The organism is Halomonas sp. (assembly GCF_029263665.1).
Classification (GTDB): Bacteria; Pseudomonadota; Gammaproteobacteria; order Pseudomonadales; family Halomonadaceae; genus Halomonas.
Genome location: NZ_JAJUFQ010000005.1, coordinates 255,040 through 274,993, shown reverse-complemented (window position 1 = coordinate 274,993; position 19,954 = coordinate 255,040). Strand labels below are relative to the sequence as shown.

General features: G+C 57.7%; 18 protein-coding genes. 7 read left to right on the top strand and 11 right to left on the bottom strand.

Going from position 1 to position 19,954, the window contains the following annotated elements:
• Positions 1-86 precede the first annotated feature (86 nt).
• Positions 87-962 carry an alpha/beta hydrolase gene (locus tag Q1K07_RS07575; RefSeq protein ID WP_300309498.1) on the top strand — a complete coding sequence of 292 codons (876 nt, stop codon included), beginning with the start codon at positions 87-89 and terminating at the stop codon, positions 960-962.
• 24 nt (positions 963-986) lie between these two features.
• Here the strand turns inward: Q1K07_RS07575 and Q1K07_RS07570 are convergent, their stop codons facing one another.
• Both Q1K07_RS07570 and Q1K07_RS07565 read right to left on the bottom strand, forming a co-directional pair.
• Positions 987-1,685 carry a DUF3306 domain-containing protein gene (locus Q1K07_RS07570; protein WP_300309497.1) on the bottom strand — a complete coding sequence of 233 codons (699 nt, stop codon included), beginning with the start codon at positions 1,683-1,685 and terminating at the stop codon, positions 987-989.
• Complete coding sequence (locus tag Q1K07_RS07565; protein ID WP_300309496.1) at positions 1,682-2,140, bottom strand: DUF3305 domain-containing protein; 459 nt, start codon at positions 2,138-2,140, stop codon at positions 1,682-1,684. The genes Q1K07_RS07570 and Q1K07_RS07565 overlap by 4 nt, the downstream gene beginning before the upstream one ends.
• Before the next feature lie 131 nt (positions 2,141-2,271).
• On the opposite strand from Q1K07_RS07565, the gene Q1K07_RS07560 reads away from it, so the two are divergent.
• On the top strand, positions 2,272-3,135 hold the full coding sequence (locus Q1K07_RS07560) for a formate dehydrogenase accessory sulfurtransferase FdhD (RefSeq protein WP_300309495.1): 864 nt from the start codon (positions 2,272-2,274) through the stop codon (positions 3,133-3,135).
• Positions 3,136-3,141: 6 nt separating this feature from the next.
• Here the strand turns inward: Q1K07_RS07560 and Q1K07_RS07555 are convergent, their stop codons facing one another.
• Both Q1K07_RS07555 and Q1K07_RS07550 read right to left on the bottom strand, forming a co-directional pair.
• Positions 3,142-3,774, bottom strand: coding sequence for an XRE family transcriptional regulator (locus Q1K07_RS07555; RefSeq protein ID WP_300309494.1), 633 nt, complete (start codon positions 3,772-3,774; stop codon positions 3,142-3,144).
• Positions 3,775-3,882: 108 nt separating this feature from the next.
• The gene (locus Q1K07_RS07550) at positions 3,883-4,821 is read right to left on the bottom strand and encodes a histone deacetylase family protein (RefSeq protein ID WP_300309493.1); all 939 of its coding nucleotides are present in this window, start codon (positions 4,819-4,821) and stop codon (positions 3,883-3,885) included.
• A gap of 110 nt (positions 4,822-4,931) precedes the next feature.
• Between Q1K07_RS07550 and Q1K07_RS07545 the strand changes: the two genes are divergently transcribed.
• Positions 4,932-7,682 (top strand): bifunctional acetate--CoA ligase family protein/GNAT family N-acetyltransferase, encoded by a 2,751-nt coding sequence (locus Q1K07_RS07545; protein ID WP_300309492.1) that lies wholly within the window; start codon positions 4,932-4,934, stop codon positions 7,680-7,682.
• A 162-nt stretch (positions 7,683-7,844) separates the two neighbouring features.
• Here the strand turns inward: Q1K07_RS07545 and pdxH are convergent, their stop codons facing one another.
• The 4 genes from pdxH to arsC form a co-directional block, all read right to left on the bottom strand.
• Positions 7,845-8,486, bottom strand: coding sequence for a pyridoxamine 5'-phosphate oxidase (gene pdxH, locus Q1K07_RS07540; protein ID WP_300309491.1), 642 nt, complete (start codon positions 8,484-8,486; stop codon positions 7,845-7,847).
• A 62-nt stretch (positions 8,487-8,548) separates the two neighbouring features.
• Positions 8,549-8,953 (bottom strand): DUF2069 domain-containing protein, encoded by a 405-nt coding sequence (locus Q1K07_RS07535; protein ID WP_300309490.1) that lies wholly within the window; start codon positions 8,951-8,953, stop codon positions 8,549-8,551.
• Positions 8,950-9,585, bottom strand: coding sequence for an NAD(P)H:quinone oxidoreductase (gene wrbA / locus Q1K07_RS07530; RefSeq protein ID WP_300309489.1), 636 nt, complete (start codon positions 9,583-9,585; stop codon positions 8,950-8,952). The genes Q1K07_RS07535 and wrbA overlap by 4 nt, the downstream gene beginning before the upstream one ends.
• A 21-nt stretch (positions 9,586-9,606) precedes the next feature.
• Entirely contained in the window at positions 9,607-9,954 is a 348-nt protein-coding gene (gene arsC, locus Q1K07_RS07525) for an arsenate reductase (glutaredoxin) (RefSeq protein ID WP_300309488.1), read from the bottom strand.
• A 170-nt stretch (positions 9,955-10,124) separates the two neighbouring features.
• Here arsC and smrA point away from each other — a divergent pair, with 170 nt between their 5' ends.
• From smrA to Q1K07_RS07505, 4 genes are all read left to right on the top strand, one after another.
• Positions 10,125-10,718, top strand: a complete 594-nt coding sequence (gene smrA / locus Q1K07_RS07520; RefSeq protein ID WP_300309487.1) for a DNA endonuclease SmrA — start codon at positions 10,125-10,127, stop codon at positions 10,716-10,718.
• A 116-nt stretch (positions 10,719-10,834) separates the two neighbouring features.
• On the top strand, positions 10,835-11,848 hold the full coding sequence (locus tag Q1K07_RS07515; RefSeq protein WP_300309486.1) for an AraC family transcriptional regulator: 1,014 nt from the start codon (positions 10,835-10,837) through the stop codon (positions 11,846-11,848).
• A gap of 293 nt (positions 11,849-12,141) precedes the next feature.
• On the top strand, positions 12,142-14,112 hold the full coding sequence (locus Q1K07_RS07510) for a DUF1302 domain-containing protein (protein ID WP_300309485.1): 1,971 nt from the start codon (positions 12,142-12,144) through the stop codon (positions 14,110-14,112).
• Positions 14,113-14,139: 27 nt separating this feature from the next.
• Positions 14,140-16,176, top strand: coding sequence for an alkyl sulfatase dimerization domain-containing protein (locus tag Q1K07_RS07505; protein ID WP_300309484.1), 2,037 nt, complete (start codon positions 14,140-14,142; stop codon positions 16,174-16,176).
• A gap of 138 nt (positions 16,177-16,314) precedes the next feature.
• Here Q1K07_RS07505 and Q1K07_RS07500 read toward each other — a convergent pair whose 3' ends face one another.
• From Q1K07_RS07500 to Q1K07_RS07490, 3 genes are all read right to left on the bottom strand, one after another.
• Positions 16,315-16,848 (bottom strand): DUF934 domain-containing protein, encoded by a 534-nt coding sequence (locus Q1K07_RS07500; protein ID WP_300309483.1) that lies wholly within the window; start codon positions 16,846-16,848, stop codon positions 16,315-16,317.
• Positions 16,841-18,493 (bottom strand): nitrite/sulfite reductase, encoded by a 1,653-nt coding sequence (locus tag Q1K07_RS07495; protein ID WP_300309482.1) that lies wholly within the window; start codon positions 18,491-18,493, stop codon positions 16,841-16,843. The genes Q1K07_RS07500 and Q1K07_RS07495 overlap by 8 nt, the downstream gene beginning before the upstream one ends.
• Positions 18,494-18,612: 119 nt before the next feature.
• A complete protein-coding gene (locus tag Q1K07_RS07490; protein WP_300309540.1) occupies positions 18,613-19,935 on the bottom strand; it encodes an MATE family efflux transporter in 1,323 nt (440 codons plus the stop codon).
• Positions 19,936-19,954 lie beyond the last annotated feature (19 nt).

The following is a 19,954-nucleotide window of genomic DNA, read 5'->3' as shown; positions in this document are numbered from 1 at the left end:
ACATCTCTTGGTCTAAGGTCGAGGGTGGGGGCTGGCCATCCAGTGGCCAGAAAAAGACTGAGTGAGCGTTTATGGAGACGTTTCGTATGTTCGATGCTTACCGACAGCATAAGATTGACGTAAACGGTACGGGAATCAACTTCCGCATCGGCGGCAATGGGCCTGGGTTGCTCCTGCTGCATGGGCACCCGCAGACGCATGTCATGTGGCATAAGGTCGCTGACTCGTTGGCACAGCATTTCACGGTCGTTGCAGCCGATCTACGCGGCTATGGCGATAGTGATAAACCTCCGGCCAAGGATGACCACCAGTCCTATTCGAAGCGCAGCATGGCGTCAGACATGGTGACGCTGATGGGTGAGCTGGGGTTCACACGATTCTCCATCCTGGCACATGACCGGGGAGCCAGGGTCGCTCACCGCCTCGGGATGGATCATGCCGCTGTCGTCGAGCGCATGATCCTGCTGGATATTGCTCCCACGCTGGCCATGTATGAGCAGACGGATCAGGCATTTGCCAGGGCCTACTGGCATTGGTTCTTCTTGATACGTCCGTCTCCACTGCCGGAAACGTTGATCGAGCATGATCCTGAACTTTACCTGCGCAGCGTGATGGGCGCGCGCAGTGCCGGCTTGAAGCCTTTTACCGATGCGGCCCTGAGTGAATATGTGCGGTGTCTGCGATTGCCAGGGACGGCCATGGCCATCTGCGAGGACTACCGTGCCTCTGCCAGCCTGGATCTCGAGCATGATCGTGCTGACCTTGAGGCCGGTCGCAAGCTCGAGTGCCCCTTGCTGGTCATGTGGGGAGCCAGTGGCACAGTAGGGCAATGTTTCGATCCTTTGCAGGAATGGAAACATGTAGCTTCGAACGTCGATGGTAAGGCGCTTCCGGCAGGGCACTATATCGCCGAGGAAGTGCCGGACAGGTTATTGCAAGAGGCACTCGCCTTTCTGACATGATGCTCCGGCCAGGAAGGCATGGCGTCATGCCTGGCCGCTGGACTGGAAACCGGTCACAGGCCCGGTCCGGGTGTCGTGATCCTGTTGCGCTGTCTTGTCGGAGCCTTCTGGATTGCCAGGTTCTGCTGTCCCAGATGTAGCGGCATGTTGTGCATCATGGGGGCCGGGGGTGTGCTCATGAGCGAGAGCGGCTGCTTTCTGTGGCGTCTCGCTCTCTGGTTTCGCTTCATCCTGTGGTGTTTGCCAATGGTGCTCGAAGTGCTGACGCAGACGTCCGGCGACATGCTCCGAAAGCGGTTTGAGCTTTTCCCGAAAGTCTTCATCGTAGTCATCGAGGCCATCACGGACATTGTAGCGCTCGGCACTGAACAGGCGGCGCAGGGCTTTTTTCCTGAGGGCCTTGTCAACGCCGGGATCGAGGTAAGCGCGAATGTCACTGCCAGCAGGCAGGCTGTCCGGGTCAGGTAGAGCCGTGCTGTCGGCAACAACATCAACATGTTCCCCGTCACCGTCATTGTCGACCGACTGTGTCGAATGACGGTCGACAGGTTCGAGACATTCACTGTCCTGTTCCTGCCGTTGCACAACTTGTTCTTGCTGGCGTTGGACCGGCTGCCCAGCCTCTGCGGTTTCAAGCAGTCCGGAAACCGGCTTTTCAGCAGCTTCCGTTGGTGATTCCTTGTCGGCGAGCTTGCGCTGAGACCAGCGAGACAGGCGACTCATCGAGATTCCTCCTGTGGCAGGTTGGCAGGCTTGGGCGAGTGGGCTCGTCCGGCGCCCTTGCGCTTCTTCTTGCGTCCTTCGTCCGGTGCTTCGCCATGTTCCAGCAGATAGGCTTCTATCCAGACTTGAATGGCCAAGGGCATGGTCGTTTCCAGAACACGGTGCTCGCCGTCCATCCAGGTGGCAGCCATGGTCTGGCTGGCTGTGATGGCCAGCGCCTGTGGAGGTTCGTCGACGTGTCCGGCGCGTACGAACAGACGGGGTGTACTGGCGTTGAGATTGAAGCGATAGTCCGCGCGTTCGGTCATGGACAGGACCAATGTCAGAACATGGGGTCCCTCCGCGCCAGGCATCAATCGAGAAATGTGCCAACTGCTCTGACGAAACCCTTTGACGACATGCAACGTTTCTTCGAATGTCACGCTTAGCTGACGCCGGTTGGCAATGCTTGTCATCCTGTCCACCTGTTGAACCTTATTGACCTGCTGGCCCCATCCATCTTGAGACAAGTGACGTAGGCCAATGTCTCATCCTTGCTCTATTGTTACTCAAACACAACCAGACGTAGGCCGCACTCAGGAGTTTTATGTCGCATTCCATTCAACGTAGCCATGCCAGGCTGCCTGCCACGCTGGACATTCAAGTGGTCGACGAGTTCGGGCAGTCTCATCGGCAGGCCATTGCCGCGGAGCGGGCGCTGACGGTGTACCTCAACCGCCGCGAGATCGTCACCCTGATGTCGCTGGGGGAGGATCCTGAGGCCTTGGTCGTGGGGTATCTGCGCAATCAAGGGCTGATCGGGGCAAGGGAGGATCTTGAAGCGGTGTTCGTTGATTGGGACGTGGAAGCTGCCGCAGTGGTGACCCGGTACTTGCCCGAGGATCTGGAAACTCGCCTGGGACAGCGTACCGTGACTACGGGGTGTGGCCAGGGGACAGTATTTGGGCGTTTGCTGGATTCTGTGCCCAAGGCAAGGCTGACCCCGACGCCTCTGAAACAGTCTGTCGTATATGCGTTGCTGGAAAATCTCGCTGCCTACAACGAAACCTATCGCAGTGCTGGCGCAGTACACGGTTGCGCATTATGCCGCCAGGAAAAGGTACTGGATTTCGTCGAGGACGTGGGTCGCCATAATGCCGTGGACACCTTGGCCGGGAGAGAGTGGCTCAATGAGGGCACTTCCGATGCCACAGGCACCAAGGCCGATATCTTTTACACCACTGGGCGTCTGACCTCGGAAATGGTCCTCAAGGTTGCCCAGATGGGAATCTCGGTATTGCTGTCTCGCTCGGGGGTTACGCAAAAGGGCGTGGAGTTGGCTGAGCGCTTCGGGGTGTTATTGGTCGCGCGAGCCAAGGGGCGGCATTTTCAGGTGATCGATACGCAACAGCGTTTCATCTTTGATGCGCCACCACCACGACGGCCCGGAGACCGTCGCCAGACTGACTGAGCGCTCTCAGGAACCTTCGCCGCGAGTACAGACCGAGAGAATGACAGCATCTTCTTCGCTGATCGACACCAGGGCGTGCCCCATGTCACTGTCGAAATAGATGCTGTCTCCCTCGACCATGGTGACGGGCTCGTAGAACTCGGAATAGAGCATCACTTCTCCACTCAGTACCATCAGGAATTCCTCGCCATCGTGGCGAACCCATTCGTGGAATTCCTCGAACTTCCGTGCCCGCACGATGGTCTTGAACGGGATCATGCGCTTTTGAGCGAGTTCACAGCTGAGCAGTTCATGTTCATAAGTGGGGGTCGGGTGGCGTTGACCTTCGCCACGGCGTGTCATGTCGCGGCGTCCCATGGTGCGCGTCTGTTTACGTGGTGGGGACAGCAACTGGGGCAAGTCGATGCCAAGACCGTTGATCAGTTTCTGTACAGCAGTAAACGTAGGAGAGATCTGATCATTCTCGATCTTGGACAACGTGGAACGTGCCAGGCCGGTACGCTGGCTGACATCCTCCAGTGTCCATTGGTTGGCCAGGCGTATTTCCTTGAGTCGCTGACCAAGACGCAGTGGCTCGACGAAAGCCTTGCGCCCTGAGGCGATCTTGAGAGCTGCCTGCTGATCGGTGTTTTGTGGCATGCCAAAATTCACAATAGGAAACCAAGTTTCCTCTAGGCTACCACAAGGCCAATGAAAAACGCCCTAATCCACGCAGGAAGGGCGGTCATCGTTAAGCATGAGTCGTTGTCAGGATAACGCTTCCGGCAGGCCGAGCAGGGCGCGTACATGCGCTTCCACCGAACGCCCCAGAGCATTCAGGTGATAGCCACCTTCAAGTACGGACACCAGGCGTCCCTGTGCATATTGCCTGGCAACATCCAGTGCTTTGAGCGTGACCCAGTGATAATCCGCGTCTTCAAGGCAGAGATCACCCATCGGGTCTTCGCGGTGGGCATCGAAACCGGCCGATATCAGTACCAGCTCAGGCTGGAAGGCATCCAGTGCGGGCAGCCAGTGCTTCTCGACGGTTTCGCGGAAAGCCTGGCTGCCGCTGCCTGCGCTCAAGGGGGTGTTGACCACATTGTCATGGCGGCTGTCGAGGTAACGCCAGGGGTAAAAAGGGTGCTGGAAGCTGGTGCAGATCAGTACGCCGGGGTCATCCTTGAAGATATCGATCGTGCCATTGCACTGGTGAACATCGAAATCGAGGATGGCGATGCGCTGTGCACCATGTACTACCCTGGCATGGGCAGCACCCACGGCGATGTTGTTGTAGAGGCAAAAGCCCATGGCTTCACCGGCTTCCGCATGATGACCTGGCGGGCGCACGGCACAGAAGACATTGTCTGCCTGGCCCCGATATACCTGGTCGACTCCCTTGACGACAGCGCCAGCAGCGAAATGTGCGGCCTGCAGGCTATGTGGGTTCATCAGGGTATCGCCATCCACGCGAACGTGGCCCTCATCCGGCACCAGGCTTTCCATCTGGTCGACATGCGACTCACTATGTACGCGCAGAAGCTGCTCGCGGGTGACTTCCTTGGCATCCCCCTGCATGGTCTTTTGCAGGGTACCGGAAAGCATCAGTTGCGCGCGTATGGCATCGAGTCGCAGGGGGCTCTCGGGATGTTCAGGACCCATGTCATGATGATGGCTGGTGGGGTGGGTAAGATACGCAGTGATCATGCTGGGCTCCGAATTTTCATTATTCATAGCCTAAAGTGTGAGGCTGCATGGTCGACACTCGCCAAAGGTCGCAGTATCAATAGAATTCCAGCCAATCAGGAGACACCTCCGTGAGCACCCGCTTTCTGCGTCGCTTCTTCGCTCCTGCTTCCATTGTCGTGATTGGTGCCTCGGAAAAGCCGGCATCCGTGGGTGGGCAGGTGATTCGCAATCTGCTGGATGGAGGCTTTCGCGGCAAGCTCTGGGCAGTCAATCCCAAAGGCTATGATCGGGTATTCGGGGTGCCTTGCCTCACGAATGCCGCCAGGTTGAAGGAAGTGCCGGATCTGGCCGTGATTTGTTCTCCAGTGAAAACGGTACCCAAGCTGCTGAGCAGTCTGGGGGAGCAGGGGATTCGGGCTGCGCTGGTATTGTCTGGCGGCAGTGACCTGGATGTCGAAGGCCGAGGTCAGGCCTCCATTCGTAGCCGCATGCTCAGTGCCGCCCGGGCTTCCGGGATTCGTGTGCTGGGGCCGGAGTGCATGGGCTTGATCGTGCCGGGGCATCGGCTCAATGCCTCTTATTCCAGCCATACCGTCCCTCATGGCAAGGTCGCTTATCTTGGTCAGTCCGGCATGCTGGCCAATGCCATGATCGACTGGGGAGCCGGGCGCGGTATCGGCTTTTCTCACCTGCTGACCGTAGGCGACAGTGTCGATGTGATGCTCCCCGACCTGATTGACTACATCAATCAGAATTCTCCCACCCAGGCGATCATTCTGCACCTGGAAAACATTCCTGACTCCCTGCATTTCATGACTGCGGTGCGTGATGCATCGCGCCACCGCCTGGTCCTGGCCATCAAGAGTGGACGCACGCTGGCCTCGGACATGAGTGGACTGCCACCGACACCGGGTATTCCCAATCGTGATCAGGTTTTCGATGCTGCCTTTGCCCGAGCAGGGGTTGTCAGGGTGAACGACTCCGATGAGCTATACGACGCCCTGGAAACCCTGTCGCGCATGAAGCCGGTAAAGGGAGATCGATTGGCCATCGTAGCCAATGGCCTGGGGCCGGCCATGCTGGCGATCGACAAGCTGCTGAGCGCGGGAGGACAGCTCGCTGAATTCGATGATTCGACGCAACACACGCTGCGTCATGAGCATCTTGACTTGAGCAAGCCCGGGGAAAATCCGGTGGATCTTGGTGGCAATGCCTCTCCGGAGCGCTTCGTCAAAGCCCTGGAAATCGTTGCTGCCGATGCCAATGTGGATGCCGTGCTGGTGGTCCATGCCCCAACGCGCATGGCGCCATCTCTTGATACGGCCGAAGCCATCATCGAACATCGCCGCCGCTTCAAGAGTAATCTGCTGACCAGCTGGATGGGGCTTGAACAGGCCATGCCCGCTCGCCAACTCTGTCATGACGCAGGGATCCCGACTTACCTGTCTCCAGAAAAGGCCGTCAAGGCCTTCATGCATATGGTGGACTACCAGCGGGTTCAATCGCTGTTGCAGCAGACGCCTCCCAGTCTGCCGTTTGCCACCACCCGAGAGAGTCGGGTTGAGTGTCACCGGTTGATAGAGCGCGTGCTGAGCGAAGGGCGCGAGAGTCTCAGTCACTCCGAGGCCGCTATGGTATTGGCCGCCTATGGTTTGCCGGTGGCAGAGAGTCGATATGTTACCAGTCCCGAAGAAGCCCAGGAGGCAGCGGCGACCTTGCAGGGACCTTTCGCTGTCAAGGTGGTGCATGAGGGCAACTGCCGCCCGTTCCGTTATCGTCGCCATCCGCACAAGCTGTCTGCCGGCCTGTTGCAGGATGTTGTCAGCCCAGAAGCTGTGGCTGAAGGTGTCAGGCAATTGCAGGAGCGGGTAAAGGAAAAACTGCCCGGCTTTGCCACGCGCGAGTTTTGCCTGCAGCCGATGAAGCGGGGCAAGCACTCCATGCAGCTATGTGCAGGCATTACTCGAGACCCTGTTTTCGGCCCCTTGGTGGTATTTGGTATCGGTGGGTACAAGGTGAATGTTCTCGCCGATCGTCAGGTGGCCCTTCCGCCTCTCAACATGACGCTGGCAGCGGACATGGTGGATCGTACCCATGCTGCTCGCCTGATTCATGAGCACTCCAGCGATCCCGAGAGGGACCTCAACAGGCTTTGCCAGATGCTCGTCACGTTGTCGCAGATCGCCACGGACCTGCCTCGGCTCAGAGGACTGGAGATCAACCCGTTGGTACTCAACCGCGATGGCATGGAGGCTGTGGACTTTGCCATGGACCTGGGCCAGCCCGCACGCTTTGCCATCATGCCGTATCCCGAAGAGCTGCGTGAGTGGGTGAAGCTGCGCAACGGTTGGGATGTGGAGATACGTCCGATAAGGGCTGAAGATGCCCCTTTGATCACAGACTTTCATCGTCAATTATCGGAGGAGAGCATCCGCTTTCGCTATTTCCATCACAAGATGGACCTCAGTCAGCGTGATCTCTCGACCCTGGCCCAGATCAACTATGACCGGCAGATGGCGTTCATTGCTGAACGCCATGGCTCAGATGATGGACATAAGGAGATGCTGGGGGTGGTACGAGTGTGGAATGATCCAGACAACATCCGTACCGAGTTTTCCATCATTGTACGGGATGACCTCCAGGGTCTGGGTATCGGCCGATTGTTGATGAACAAGATGATCAGTTATTGCCGAGGGGTCGGCACTCTGGAGATGTATGGCAAGATCATGATTGACAATCATCCCATGCGTGCGCTGATGAAACACCTGGGCTTCAGCCAGAAGTTCAACATGGAAGAACAGGTGGTGGATGCGTCATTGCGGCTCAACGAGCCTGACAGCGAGTGGCAGCGCCATCGCCTCGAGCGGCCGGTGGAATGATGCCAGGCAAGGGAAAAGACGGGTAGCGGCCACATTACCGCTACCCGTTGCTACGACTATCTGTTTCTACGGCTAGCCATTTCTACTACCAACCATTTCTACTAGCCGTTTGATTTTCTCGCTCCGGCCCGCTTACGGTGATCCGGTTCACTGTGCAATGTATCAGGGCGCCAGGCGAGATGTCTCCCAGCTCTCGTCGCGCTTCTGATAGCGAATGCGATCATGCAGGCGGCTTGGCTGACCCTGCCAGAACTCGATCATCTCCGGCAATACTCGATAGCCTCCCCAGTGTACTGGGCGTGGAATTTCCTGGCCTTCATATACCTGTTCGAAACGGTGTTTGCGCTCTTCCAGCCAGGCACGATCAGGAATGATGACGCTCTGGTTGGAAATCCAGGCGCCCAGCTGACTACCCCGTGGGCGACTGGCAAAGTAAGCGTCGGACGCTTCCTCTGACACCATCTCCACATCGCCCTCGATGCGTATCTGGCGAGACAGCTTGGGCCACCAGAATACCAGCGCAACATGCGGGACATTGGCCAGCTCGCCACCCTTGCCACTGTGGTAGTTGGTGTAGAACTCAAAGCCTTGTTCGGCGATTCCCTTGAGCAGCACAATGCGCGCATGGGGAAGGCCTTGGCTGTCTACGGTGGACAGTGTCATGGCATTGGCATCATCCGGGTCGGTGTCCACTGCCAGGGAGAACCATTCCTCGAACAGTTCAAAGGGGTTTGCAGGGACCCGGGATTCATCCAGGATGCCGCCTTCGTAATCACGCCGGATATCGGCTATATCGCGAATCATGGTGTTCTCCGGTAAAAATTTGCGTTGAAAATTCGAACTGACTTTCAGTCCAGAACATAATTTCAGTGCTGGGCCTGATCGCGTTTTATCTGGCGAGAGCGGAATCGCGCATATCCCATGCAGCCGATAAACAGCAACATGGCCACCAAAGCTTCAATGACACCTCTCAAGCCTTGTCCTGGAAGGCTTGCCACCATCACTCCCTGGGCAAAGTACAACAGGCTGACGAAGGCCAGCCAGGCATGGCCTCGTGGACGGCGTGTGAGAATGGATGGCAGGAACAGTACCAGCGGCAGCACGAAGGCAATCAATGGACCGAAACGATTGCCATCAGCCTGGATGGCGAACCCTCGGACGACCATCAGCACCAGCAACAGGATGAAAGTGGTAAGCACCAGCTGGCGCGATTGCCGAGTCAGACGATCGAGCCCATGGCGCTGTTCGATGCCTTCGAGCCATGCTCTCATGATTTGGCTCCTCGAGCCTTTTCCAAGGCCAGCGCCAGGCGCGCCAGCCGGGCTCCCTGGGCAAAGGCGAGTTCTCGTTCATGCTCATCAAGAGGGCGATCACTGCGTGTGCCTGCGAGATGGCTGACACCGTAGGGAGTGCCACCGCCCTGGGTATGCATCAGAGCTGTTTCACTATAGGGAACTCCGGCGTAGACCATGCCATGGTGCAGGAGTGGCAGCAGCATGGAGACAAGGGTCGTTTCCTGACCACCATGCAGGCTGGACGTCGAAGTGAAGGCCGTGGCGGGTTTGTCGATCAGCGCACCCGATAGCCACAGTTCGCTGGTGCCGTCGATGAAGTACTTCAGTGGCGCTGCCATGTTACCGAAACGGGTTGGGCTACCAAGGGCCAGGCCACTGGCATGGCGCAGGTCATCCAGGCTGGCATAGACAGCACCTTCAGAAGGAACTTCCGGATCCACGGCCTCACAAGTAGGAGACACTGGCGGCACAGTTCGCAGTCTGGCATCCATGCCGGCAATGGAGGCGACGCCAGCAGATAGACGCTCGGCCAGTGCTCGGGTCGCGCCGAAGCGGGAGTAATACAAGACCAGCACGTAAGGCCGGTCGGAAGGGGATTGAGCAGGCATTGAAACTCCTCGGTCGACGGGTCAAGCCAGCAGTTCGCGGATATTTTCCGGCGGACGTCCGATGATCACTCGTTTACCATCATCGGCAATGGGGCGTTGCAGCACCTTGGGATGGGCGACGATGGCAGCAATGACTTGTTCGATATCGTTGCTGTCGGCCGCGAGTGCTTTCCACTCGCTCTCGTTGGTGCGTACCAGTTCCTTGGTATCTCCCTGCAGGCGTGATACCAGGTCATGCAGTTCTGCAGCGCTGAGAGGCTCGTCCAGATAACGACGTACGCTAACGTCGACTCCGGCTTCCTCAAGCAGGGCAAGGGCTTCACGGGACTTGGAACAACGCGGATTGTGCAGCAGGGTAATGGGCGGCATGAACAAACATCCTCGAGCGCATGAAGTGCTGATTGAAATGCTGGTTGAAGCGATAGTTATTGTAGGGTGCTGCCGACGACGACCACAACTCGGGTTAAGTTCGGGAGTAACCCTTGGTAGGCTAGGAAGTTAGTGCAAGACATGACAGCTAGCATGAGAGGAGGTGCCCGATGGTGGAAGGTTGTCACGATGATGTGGATTTCCGGGCACTGATGGGGGACGTCAGGCCTTTGTCGCATGGACATGATCGTGCTGACATCAGTCGTCAGCGTGGAACGCCCAGCGAGGCTCAACTGGAGCGTCGGCGTGCTGCCCAGCAGGGTGACAAGAACGCCGATGGTCTTTCCGACGATTTTGTTGACCTTGTACCGCCTTTCGATCCTCTGGAGTATCGCCGCGACGGCATTCAACTTGCTGTCGTGGAGCGCTTGAAGCATGGTGGGTATCCCATCCAGGCCAGTCTCCATCTGTTGCGGCGACCATTGCACGAATGTCGCCGCGAATTGCCGATGTTCATCCGCGAGGCCTTTGCAGCAGACCTGCGTTCTGTTCTGATCATCCATGGCCGTAGTCGAGAGATCGACGCTCCTGCCAATGTGTTGCGCTCGTACCTGGCCAAGTGGTTGGTGACCTTCGATGAAGTCCAGGCCTTTGTGTCTGCGCAAGAGCGTGATGGGGGGCTTGGTGCGACCTGGGTGATGCTGCGCAAGAGTGAACGTGCCCGTGCCAACAATCGCGAGCGTCAGCAGAAACGGCGAGGATAAGCAGGCAAAAGTGGCCTGGTGCCGTACTCAGGTTATACTGGCCGCCCTGATTCCGAAGGCCAATGTCGGAAGCCGGTTTTTGATAACGGACTTTGATAACAACGGAGTAGAGCTGGATGCAGCAGATGGTTCGCGTTGCCGCCCTGACCGGGTATGTGGCATTGCTGGCCGAGTACAAGGTCGATGCTCGACAGCTGCTCGCGGACCTGAGCTTGCCTCCGGACTACCTTGACCGTCCGGATCGGCTGATCCCCGTTCTGACCAAGATCGATCTGCTGGAACTGGCAGCTCGTGCTACGGGGTGTCGTCATTTCGGCTTGCTGCTTGGTCGCCATCAGAATATCTCCACCCTGGGCCTCGTGGGACTGCTGATACAGCAGTGCGAGACCATGCGCGAGGCACTGACCACTATCGCAGAACAGATTGGCCGTCATGTTCAGGGGCTGGAGGTACGCCTGACGGAAACCGAAGGACAGGCGTCCTATCACTTCACTTATCAGGTGGCTGGCCAGACGCAGCCCTCACGCCAGCACAACGACCACACGTTGATGGTGGCTTATAACATTATCTCCTTCTTGTATGGTGAGTCGATCAAGCTACGAGCGGTCTATCTGGTCGGTGACGATCCCATCGATGTTGAACCTTATACACGTTTGCTGCAGGCGCCGTTGTGCTTCAACAGCAAAGATAGTGCGCTGGTCTTCGACCGAAGATGCCTGGAGCAGCCCATTGCTGGGGGAAGTCCGATGTTGCGCCGCTTGATCAATTCGTTGATGCGCCATCACCAATGGAATGACATCGAGGACAAGGTGGAGTGGATCATCACCAACCTGCTGCCGCTGGATCAGGTGAAATTGGACGATGTCGCTGGCGCGTTGGCCGTGTCGGCACGAACACTTCAGGTGCGGCTGGCACAGCGTGGCCTGAGCTTCCAGCAGTTGCTCGATAGGGCTCGCATGAAGGCAGCCCAGACCTACCTGCTTGATACTGACTTGCGCTTGAGTGAAATCGCAGAGTTGCTTGGGTATAGCCAATTGAGCGCTTTGACTCGCAGTTTCAAGCGAGTTACGGGGGAAAGTCCTACCCAATGGCGACGAAAGCATAAGGCGGAAATTCAGGGTTTTGCGTGATCTGTCAAATTGGCTGCATAACGGGTCAATGTTTGTCGTTTTGAGTTATCTATTCTGCTTGAAAATCACCAGTAAACGATAACTGACAAATACAGGTGACATGTCATGACTACAGATCAGCCCACAGTTCTTGGAGGGCAGAACTTCAAGTTTCTGCTCTGCATCAGTTACCTGCTCTGTTAGGCATACGGTCCTGCTGACGACAGCGCCTCCCGAAAGGCCTTCTGCCCACTGGATTCATGGCGGAAATGGCTGGGTGGCAAAGGAACGACGACACGCTTGAGGACCAGACCATGCAGTTGCTTCAATCCGCGCATGTACATCATGCGCGCAGGCTTTCTCACGTCCAATTGCAGACATTCGGCAGAGATCGGGTAACAGTTTCGAGAAAAATCATTGACGGCAGCCGCCCTTGGCTACTCCCTTCCTGCCTGTTGTTGGCAGCATTTCCTGCCGATGCCATCGAGCAAAATTTCGGTGAAGTCGAGGCGACGCTGTCGGGCTCGTTGAGTGCCGGGGCAATATGGAGCGCCGAGTCCGCCGACAAGAGTTATGTCTTTCAGGGGAATGCGGACGCAGCCGGCTTGAATGGCAGCGGCTATAACCCCGTCGGAGGGCGCAATAATGATGATGGTCGCGCCAACTACGCGGACCGTGAGCTGACTTCGACGCCAATCATCTTCACGACTCAGCTCGATCTGGAGTATCGCAATGTCGGGGCGCGTATTGCCGGCAAGGCCTGGTACGACCTCTATCAGGAACATCACGAAGTGCCCTTCGGCAGTCTCGCCAATGGTTATGCCAGCAACGAACCTCTGGACGACAGCCACTATGATCGTCTGTCCCGCTTCAAGGGCGCGACCTTCACCGAGGTATACGCCTACGGCAACTTCGATGTGGCCGACCATGACCTGAAGGTGACGCTGGGTGATCAGTACTTGCCTTGGGGAGAAAGCAAGTTCTTCGTCAATGGCATCAATACCATCAACCCCTATCGCCCGGCGGCACTACGCATGCCGGGAGATAACCTGCGTCTGCCGACAACGTTGCTCAGCGCAGAATTCGAGCTGACCAACGAGTGGCAGTTGGGGGGCTTCTATCAGTTGGACTGGGATAGCACGGTGCTCGATGGCTGTGGTACCGCGTTCAGTACCCACGACTATGTGGCTGGCGGCTGTAGCGGGGCTGTCATCGGTAGTGGAGCGATACCCAGCGACCTGAATGATCCCTATGGTTATCACAATGGGTTGATGATCGAGCGAGCGAGCGACAATACGCCGAGTGACACGGGACAGTTCGGGTTGAGTCTTGGTTATCACCCCAGCGAAGATACCGCGATAACCGCCTATGCCATGAATATTCACTCGCGCCGGCCTTATGCCAGCGTCGTCTCGGGGGGGTATACCAGCCCGGACGACAATGGCCTTTCGCCGGGTTGGAGACCCCCGACAGACTCGAGTTACGACCCGGATCTGAACGCCAAGTACTTTGCTGACTATCCCGAGGATATCCAGGTCTTCGGGGCAGCGTTTCACACTAAATTCGGTCAGGCCACACAGGTCTTTGGTGAATACAGCTTCCGCCATGACCAGCCATTGCAATTGGCCACGTCTGACCTGATCGCCGCCTTTGCTCGGGATCCAGATGCGCTTTCTGGCGCCATCGGCGAAGACATCACGCTGGCCGATGGGGCCAGGTCTACAGCGCCGGGGGACACCTTCAACGGCTACGATCGCTATGACGTCTCGCAACTGACCATCGGCGCCATTCAACCGATACCCAACGTACTCGGCTCCAAGGCGCTGGTGCTGGTGGGCGAGGTTGGCATGAAGTACGTCCATGATCTGGCGGATCTTGAAGACCGTCGTTATACCAAGGGCGACCGATTCGGGACCGATCTGGCGCAGGGCAGTGAGATAGGTTGTGCCATCGCCACACCCAACCCGGATTACACCGGCCGAGGGTGTTCCAGTGACGGTTATGCAAGCGACTTCTCCTGGGGCTACCGCCTGCGCGGTCAACTGATCTATCCCGATGTCGTGCCAGGCCTGACGCTGACGCCCTATGTCATGTTCGGTCATGACGTCTCCGGCTGGTCCTATGACGCCAACTTTGTCGAAGACCGCTTGCTCGGCAGTGTAGGGATAAAGGCGGATTATCAGGATCGCTACTTCGCCGAAGTTTTATGGGCGGGTAGCGGCAATACGGATTATGCCGATACCGATTTCGACTTCATCACCGCAGCGGCCGGCTTGAAGTTCTGACAACAACCATAACGACGAGGAAACACCATGACTCGACTTCCCTTTGCTGCGCTTCCTTTTACCGCTTCGGTGCTGGCTGCAGCGATTGCCCTGGGCAGCAGCAGCCTGTGCTGGGCCGAGTACAACGAGGCCATTGCGCCGAAGCCGGCTACCGCCGCTACCCAAGCGGCCAATGCCGAGGTGCTCGAGAAGCTGGACTTTACCGATCGTAGTGACTTCGAGGATGCTCAGCGTGGCCTGATCAAGGCCACACCGGATCTGGTGGTCAAGGATGCCGATGGCAGGGTGGTATGGGACGTGGCGGCCTATCAGGAGTTCCTGCGGGGAGATGCGCCGGATACTGTGAACCCCAGTCTGTGGCGCCTGGCACAGCTCAACAACACCCCTGGCCTGTACGAGGTCACGGATGGCATCTATCAGATCCGCGGCTTTGACCTCGCCACCATGACGGTCGTGCGTGGAGATACGGGTTGGATCGTCATCGATCCCCTGACCACGGCAGAACCTTCGAAGGCCGCCATGGAGCTGATCAATAGTGAACTGGGCGAGCGACCAGTCACTGCTGTCATCTATACGCACTCCCATGCCGACCACTTTGCCGGTGTGAGAGGTGTCGTTTCGCGGGAGCAGGTGGCGGCAGGCGAGGTTCGTGTCATCGGGCCAGAGCATATGACCGATCATGTCGCCAGTGAATCGGTGCTGCTGGGTAATGTAATGAGCCGGCGTTCCCAATACATGTTTGGCTTCGGGTTGCCGCGCAATGCTCAGCAGCAGGTGGATGCGGGGTTGGGCAAGGGCGTTTCCAACGGGACCTTCACCTATATCGAGCCGACTGAAGAGATCACCGAGACCGGCCAGACCTTGACGGTCGATGGGGTCGATATCGAGTTTCTGATGGCGCCTGGCACCGAGGCCGATGCGGAGATGGTGTTCTACTTCCCGGAGCAGCGTGCGTTGCTGGCGGCGGAGATTCTCAATGCTTCGTTGCACAACATTCTCACGCCGCGCGGGGCGAAGGTCCGCGATGCGCTGGTCTGGTCGCGAGCGCTGGATGAGGTCCTGCAGCATTTCGGTGATCGTACCGATGTGGTACTGACCTCCCATTACTGGCCGCGCTGGGGGCAGGAGGAGGTGCGCGACTATATCGAGAAGCAGCGCGATATGCTCAAGTACCTCCACGATCAGACGCTGAGGCTGGCCAATCTGGGCTACAAGCGTGACGAGATCGCCGAAGCCATCGAAATCCCTGACAGCCTCGCCAACGAGTGGTTCAATCGTGGCTATTACGGCACCATCAAGCACAATGTAAAAGGTATCTATCAACGTTATCTGGGCTTCTGGAGTGGCAACCCGGCCACCCTGGATCCGCTGCCTGAACAGAGCGCCGGTGAGCGCTATGTCGACGCCATGGGTGGTGCCGAGGCGGTAATGGAAATGGGCCAGGCAGCCTTCGATGAAGGCGACTACCGCTGGGGCGCCATGCTGATGAACCATCTGGTGATGGCGCAGCCGGACAACCAGCCAGCCCGTGAACTGCAGGCGGATATCTTCGAACAGTTGGGCTATCAGGCAGAGTCTGCCCCGTGGCGCAATATCTATCTGACCGGTGCCCGGGAGCTGAGAAACGGCTTCGATCCGGCCAGCGTGGTGACAACGGCCTCGCCGGATATTCTCGAGGTGCTGCCTATCGAGCAGATCTTCGACCTGCTGGCGGTGCGCCTCAATGGTCCGAAGGCTGATGGACTGGAACTGGACATCGACTGGCACTTCACGGGTGATGAGCCTCAGGAGTTCCGCATGAGCCTGGACAACTCGGTACTACGCTATCGGCATGGCATCGATGAAGACGCCGAGGAGCCCGACCTCAGCCTGACCCTGAGCCGGGACGTACTCAATCGGGTGCTGTTGCAGCAGACTAACCTGGGGGCCGAGATCAAGGCCGGTAATGTGACCACTGAAGGCGATGTTCAGGTACTGGGGCAACTGTTCTCGTTGCTGGACAACTTCACCCCGACGTTCCCCATCGCCACCTCGGCGGTGCCTGTCGAGGAAAACGACGACTGAGGTGACAGCTTCGGTCTGGTCAGAATGCAAGAAGCCTCGTAGAGGGTCTACGAGGCTTCTGTGCTTTCTTCATGGCCAATGCCGCCATGATCTTTACGCCTGAATCGCGTCTGCATGCTCAACGCGAAGCGCCTGACGTCAGGCGAGGGCAACTTCTGCTTTGGCGGCCTCTCTGGCTTCGCGTTGACGACGCAGGAACATCGGCTCTGGATTATCGACAGACACCTGATAATGGCGGCTGAAGATATTCAGTGAGTTCAGGGCATCCTCGACGATCTGGTCTTCCCGCAGAGAGAAAGCGTTGATGCCGCAGCGCGACATCCAGAACAGCTGGTCGATCAGTACATCTCCCACCGCACGAATCTCGCCAGTATAGCCATGACGTTCGCGCAGTACGCGTGCCAGGGAATAACCACGACCATCGGTGAACTTGGGGAAGTCCACGGCGATCAACGGGGCTTCCTTCAAGGCAGCCACGGTGTCGCCGTCCAGCTCGGTGTCGCTGGGCAGCCATGGTGCGATGGATGAGCGGTCCTCGGCACTCAGCCAGACATCCAGACGCACGAGAGCCGGTGTATTGGCTGGCACGGATTCCTCGTCATGGCGAATCCAGTCGTCCTGGGCCAGTTGACGGTCCTTGATCAGCGGGCGTTGTGTCGTCTGCTCAGGCATAGACGTACTCCTTGAACGGTTTGAGACCGATACGGCGATAGGTGTCGATAAAGGTTTCGTCATCCTGGCGGGACTTCACATAGACCTGAAGTACCTTGTCGATGACGCCAGGCACATCCTCGCGGAAGAAAGAGGGGCCAAGGATCTTGCCCAGGGAAGAATCATTGCCCTGACTGCCTCCCAGCGAGATCTGGTAATACTCTTCACCTTTCTTGTCGACGCCAAGAATACCGATATTGCCGACGTGGTGATGGCCGCAGGCATTCATGCAGCCAGAGATGTTCAGATCCAGCGGGCCAAGGTCATAGAGGAAGTCGAGATTGTCGAAACGTTCCTGAATGGCCTGGGCGACAGGAATGGACTTGGCATTGGCCAAGGCACAGTAGTCACCGCCGGGGCAGCAGATCAGATCCGCCAGGGTACCGACAGTGGGGTTGGCCAGGCCGAGTGCCTCAAGGCGCTGCCACAATTCTTCGATGCGATCGACAGAAACGTCGGTCAATACCAGGTTCTGTTCATGGGTCACGCGCAGCTCGCCGAAGCTGTATTCGTCGGCCAGGTCGGCGATGTCATGCATCTGCTGGGAAGTCACGTCACCAGGAGACTGGCCGGCACGCTTGAGCGACAGTGTCACAGCCTTGTAGCCACGTACCTTGTGATCAGTGACGTTGTTGGTCACGAAGCGGGCGAAAGCACGGTTGCTGCCGCGCATTGCCTCATAGGCTTCGATGGCAGTTGCATCGATGTCACGACGGGGTGGCTCCACGAAGTGTGCCGCCATATCATCGATGGCCTGCTGGTTGAGGGTCTGGGGGCCATCCTTGAGGTGTGCCCACTCTTCCTCGACCCGGCGGCGCATTTCATCGATACCCAGCGCCTTGGTCAGGATCTTGATGCGTGCCTTGAACTTGTTGTCCCGACGGCCGAACTGATTGTAGACCCGCAGAATGGCTTCCAGGTAAGTCAGCAGGTGCTTCCAGGGCAGGTCTTCACAGATCACATCACCAATCATTGGCGTACGACCCAGGCCGCCGCCAACCAGTACCTTGACGCGGATGTCGCCATCCTCGTTGCGCCAGAAACGCAAGCCGACATCATGCACCTGGATGGCAGCGCGGTCTTCACTGGCTCCTGTCACGGCAATCTTGAACTTGCGTGGCAGGTAATAGAATTCCGGATGGAAGGTGGACCACTGGCGGATCAGCTCGCACCACGGACGCGGATCGACTTCTTCATCGGCGGCAATGCCGGAGAACTGATCGGTCGTGGTATTGCGGATATCGTTACCGCTGGTCTGGATGGCATGCATCTGCACGCTGGCAAGCTCGGCGAGCATGTCAGGCACGTCTTCGAGTTTCGGCCAGTTCAGCTGCAAGTTGGTACGTGTAGTGAAGTGACCATAGCCGCGGTCGTAGCGAGCGGCGATGTCACCCAGCTTGCGCAGTTGGTAGGACGCCAGCATGCCGTAAGGGATGGCGATGCGCAGCATGGGCGCATAGCGCTGCACGTACAGTCCGTTCTGCACACGCAGCGGAAGGAATTCCTCTTCGCTGATCTTGCCTTCAAGATAGCGGCGCATCTGGTCGCGAAACTGCTCTACGCGTTCGTTCACCAGGGTTTGATCGTGATTGTCGTAACGGTACATTCAGCGCCTTCCTGCAGCAGCATGAAAACATGGGAAGATTGCGGCCTACCTTACATCGCCGCCTTTATTCTATAAAAGAATAAATATTCATAGTCCGTGAGCAAAAAGTAATTAGGCTTTCATATCATCAGTGTTTGCCATCGACGACGTTGCCAGATCAACACGAACATCAGGGAATTCAGAGCGCGATAGCCTAACTGAGTCCACCAGACACCGGCCAGTCCGAATTCAAGATGGACACCAAACCACCAGGCCAGGGGAAGGAATATCAACCATTGGGTGGACAGGGTCAGCAGCATCACGGTTCGATTGGCTCCTGCGCCGAGCAGAGCCTGGGTAAACACCAGTGCGGCGGCATCGAGAACGATCATCACCGCACTCAAGCGCAGTGGCATGACGCCAAGTGCGACAAGCTGGGGATCGTGCAGGAAAAGGCCCAGGACGGCTTCAGGGAAGATCAACATTGGCAGAGCCAGGGCTGCTAGACACATCCAGGCCATGCGTACGACATCCCATCCCCAGCGGTGGGCGGCGTCAGGGGTGTCACGTCCCAGTGCTTCTCCGACCAGGCTCATGGCAGCCATCCCCAGGCCAACGCCGGGGAGGATCAGCAGCAGGGACAGGTTCACCAGGACATGGCCGACGGCCACACTGGCCGTATCCACTTGGCCGAGAATCCAGAACAGCACCGCATAACCGGCAGCGAACCACCATTGCTGAAAAGAATGTGGGATTGCCAGGCGTAGGGTCATGGCCAGGGTAAGTAACTGAGGCCAGTTCATGCCGAAACCTTCGGTATGACGAACGCTGTAGAAGGCCCACATGCAAAGTCCTGCAAACAATGACAGGGTTGTGCCAAGGCCGGCGCCACTGGCCCCCATGGCGGGCAGTCCCCAGAAGCCAAAGATCAGCCCGATGCTTGAGATCAGGTTGATCACGTGCATGGTCAGAATGATGCGCAGATAGATGCCTGTGCGTTGCACGCCATTCCAGTAGCCGCGAAAACAGTGGATCAATGCCACTGGCAACAATGACAGGACGCGCCAGCGGAAATAGTCGACGGCCAGCGTCTCAATGGCGGGATCGTCATTGATCAGCCTGATGATCTCGGGGGCCAGCCACAGACACAGCAGTGTCAATGGCATGGCAACGCCCACGGCAATCATCAATCCGGCGTGCAGGGCCTCACTTGGGCAGCGACTGGCGCCTTCTCCATTGCGGCGGGCGACCTGGGCCTGTACCGCAGAGGACAGGCCGAAGACACAGGCGCAGACCATGAAGATGGCATAACCACCAATGCCGACAGCAGCCAGTTCTGTTTCACCCAGCAGGCCGACCAGCGCCGCATCGACCAGATTCAGCAGACTCTGGGTCAACATGCCAGCCATGATCGGTAGGGCCAGGCGCAGGATCAGACGCTGGCGCTGTGTGTCAGGTAACAGGCTAAGTTCCAGCACGTTA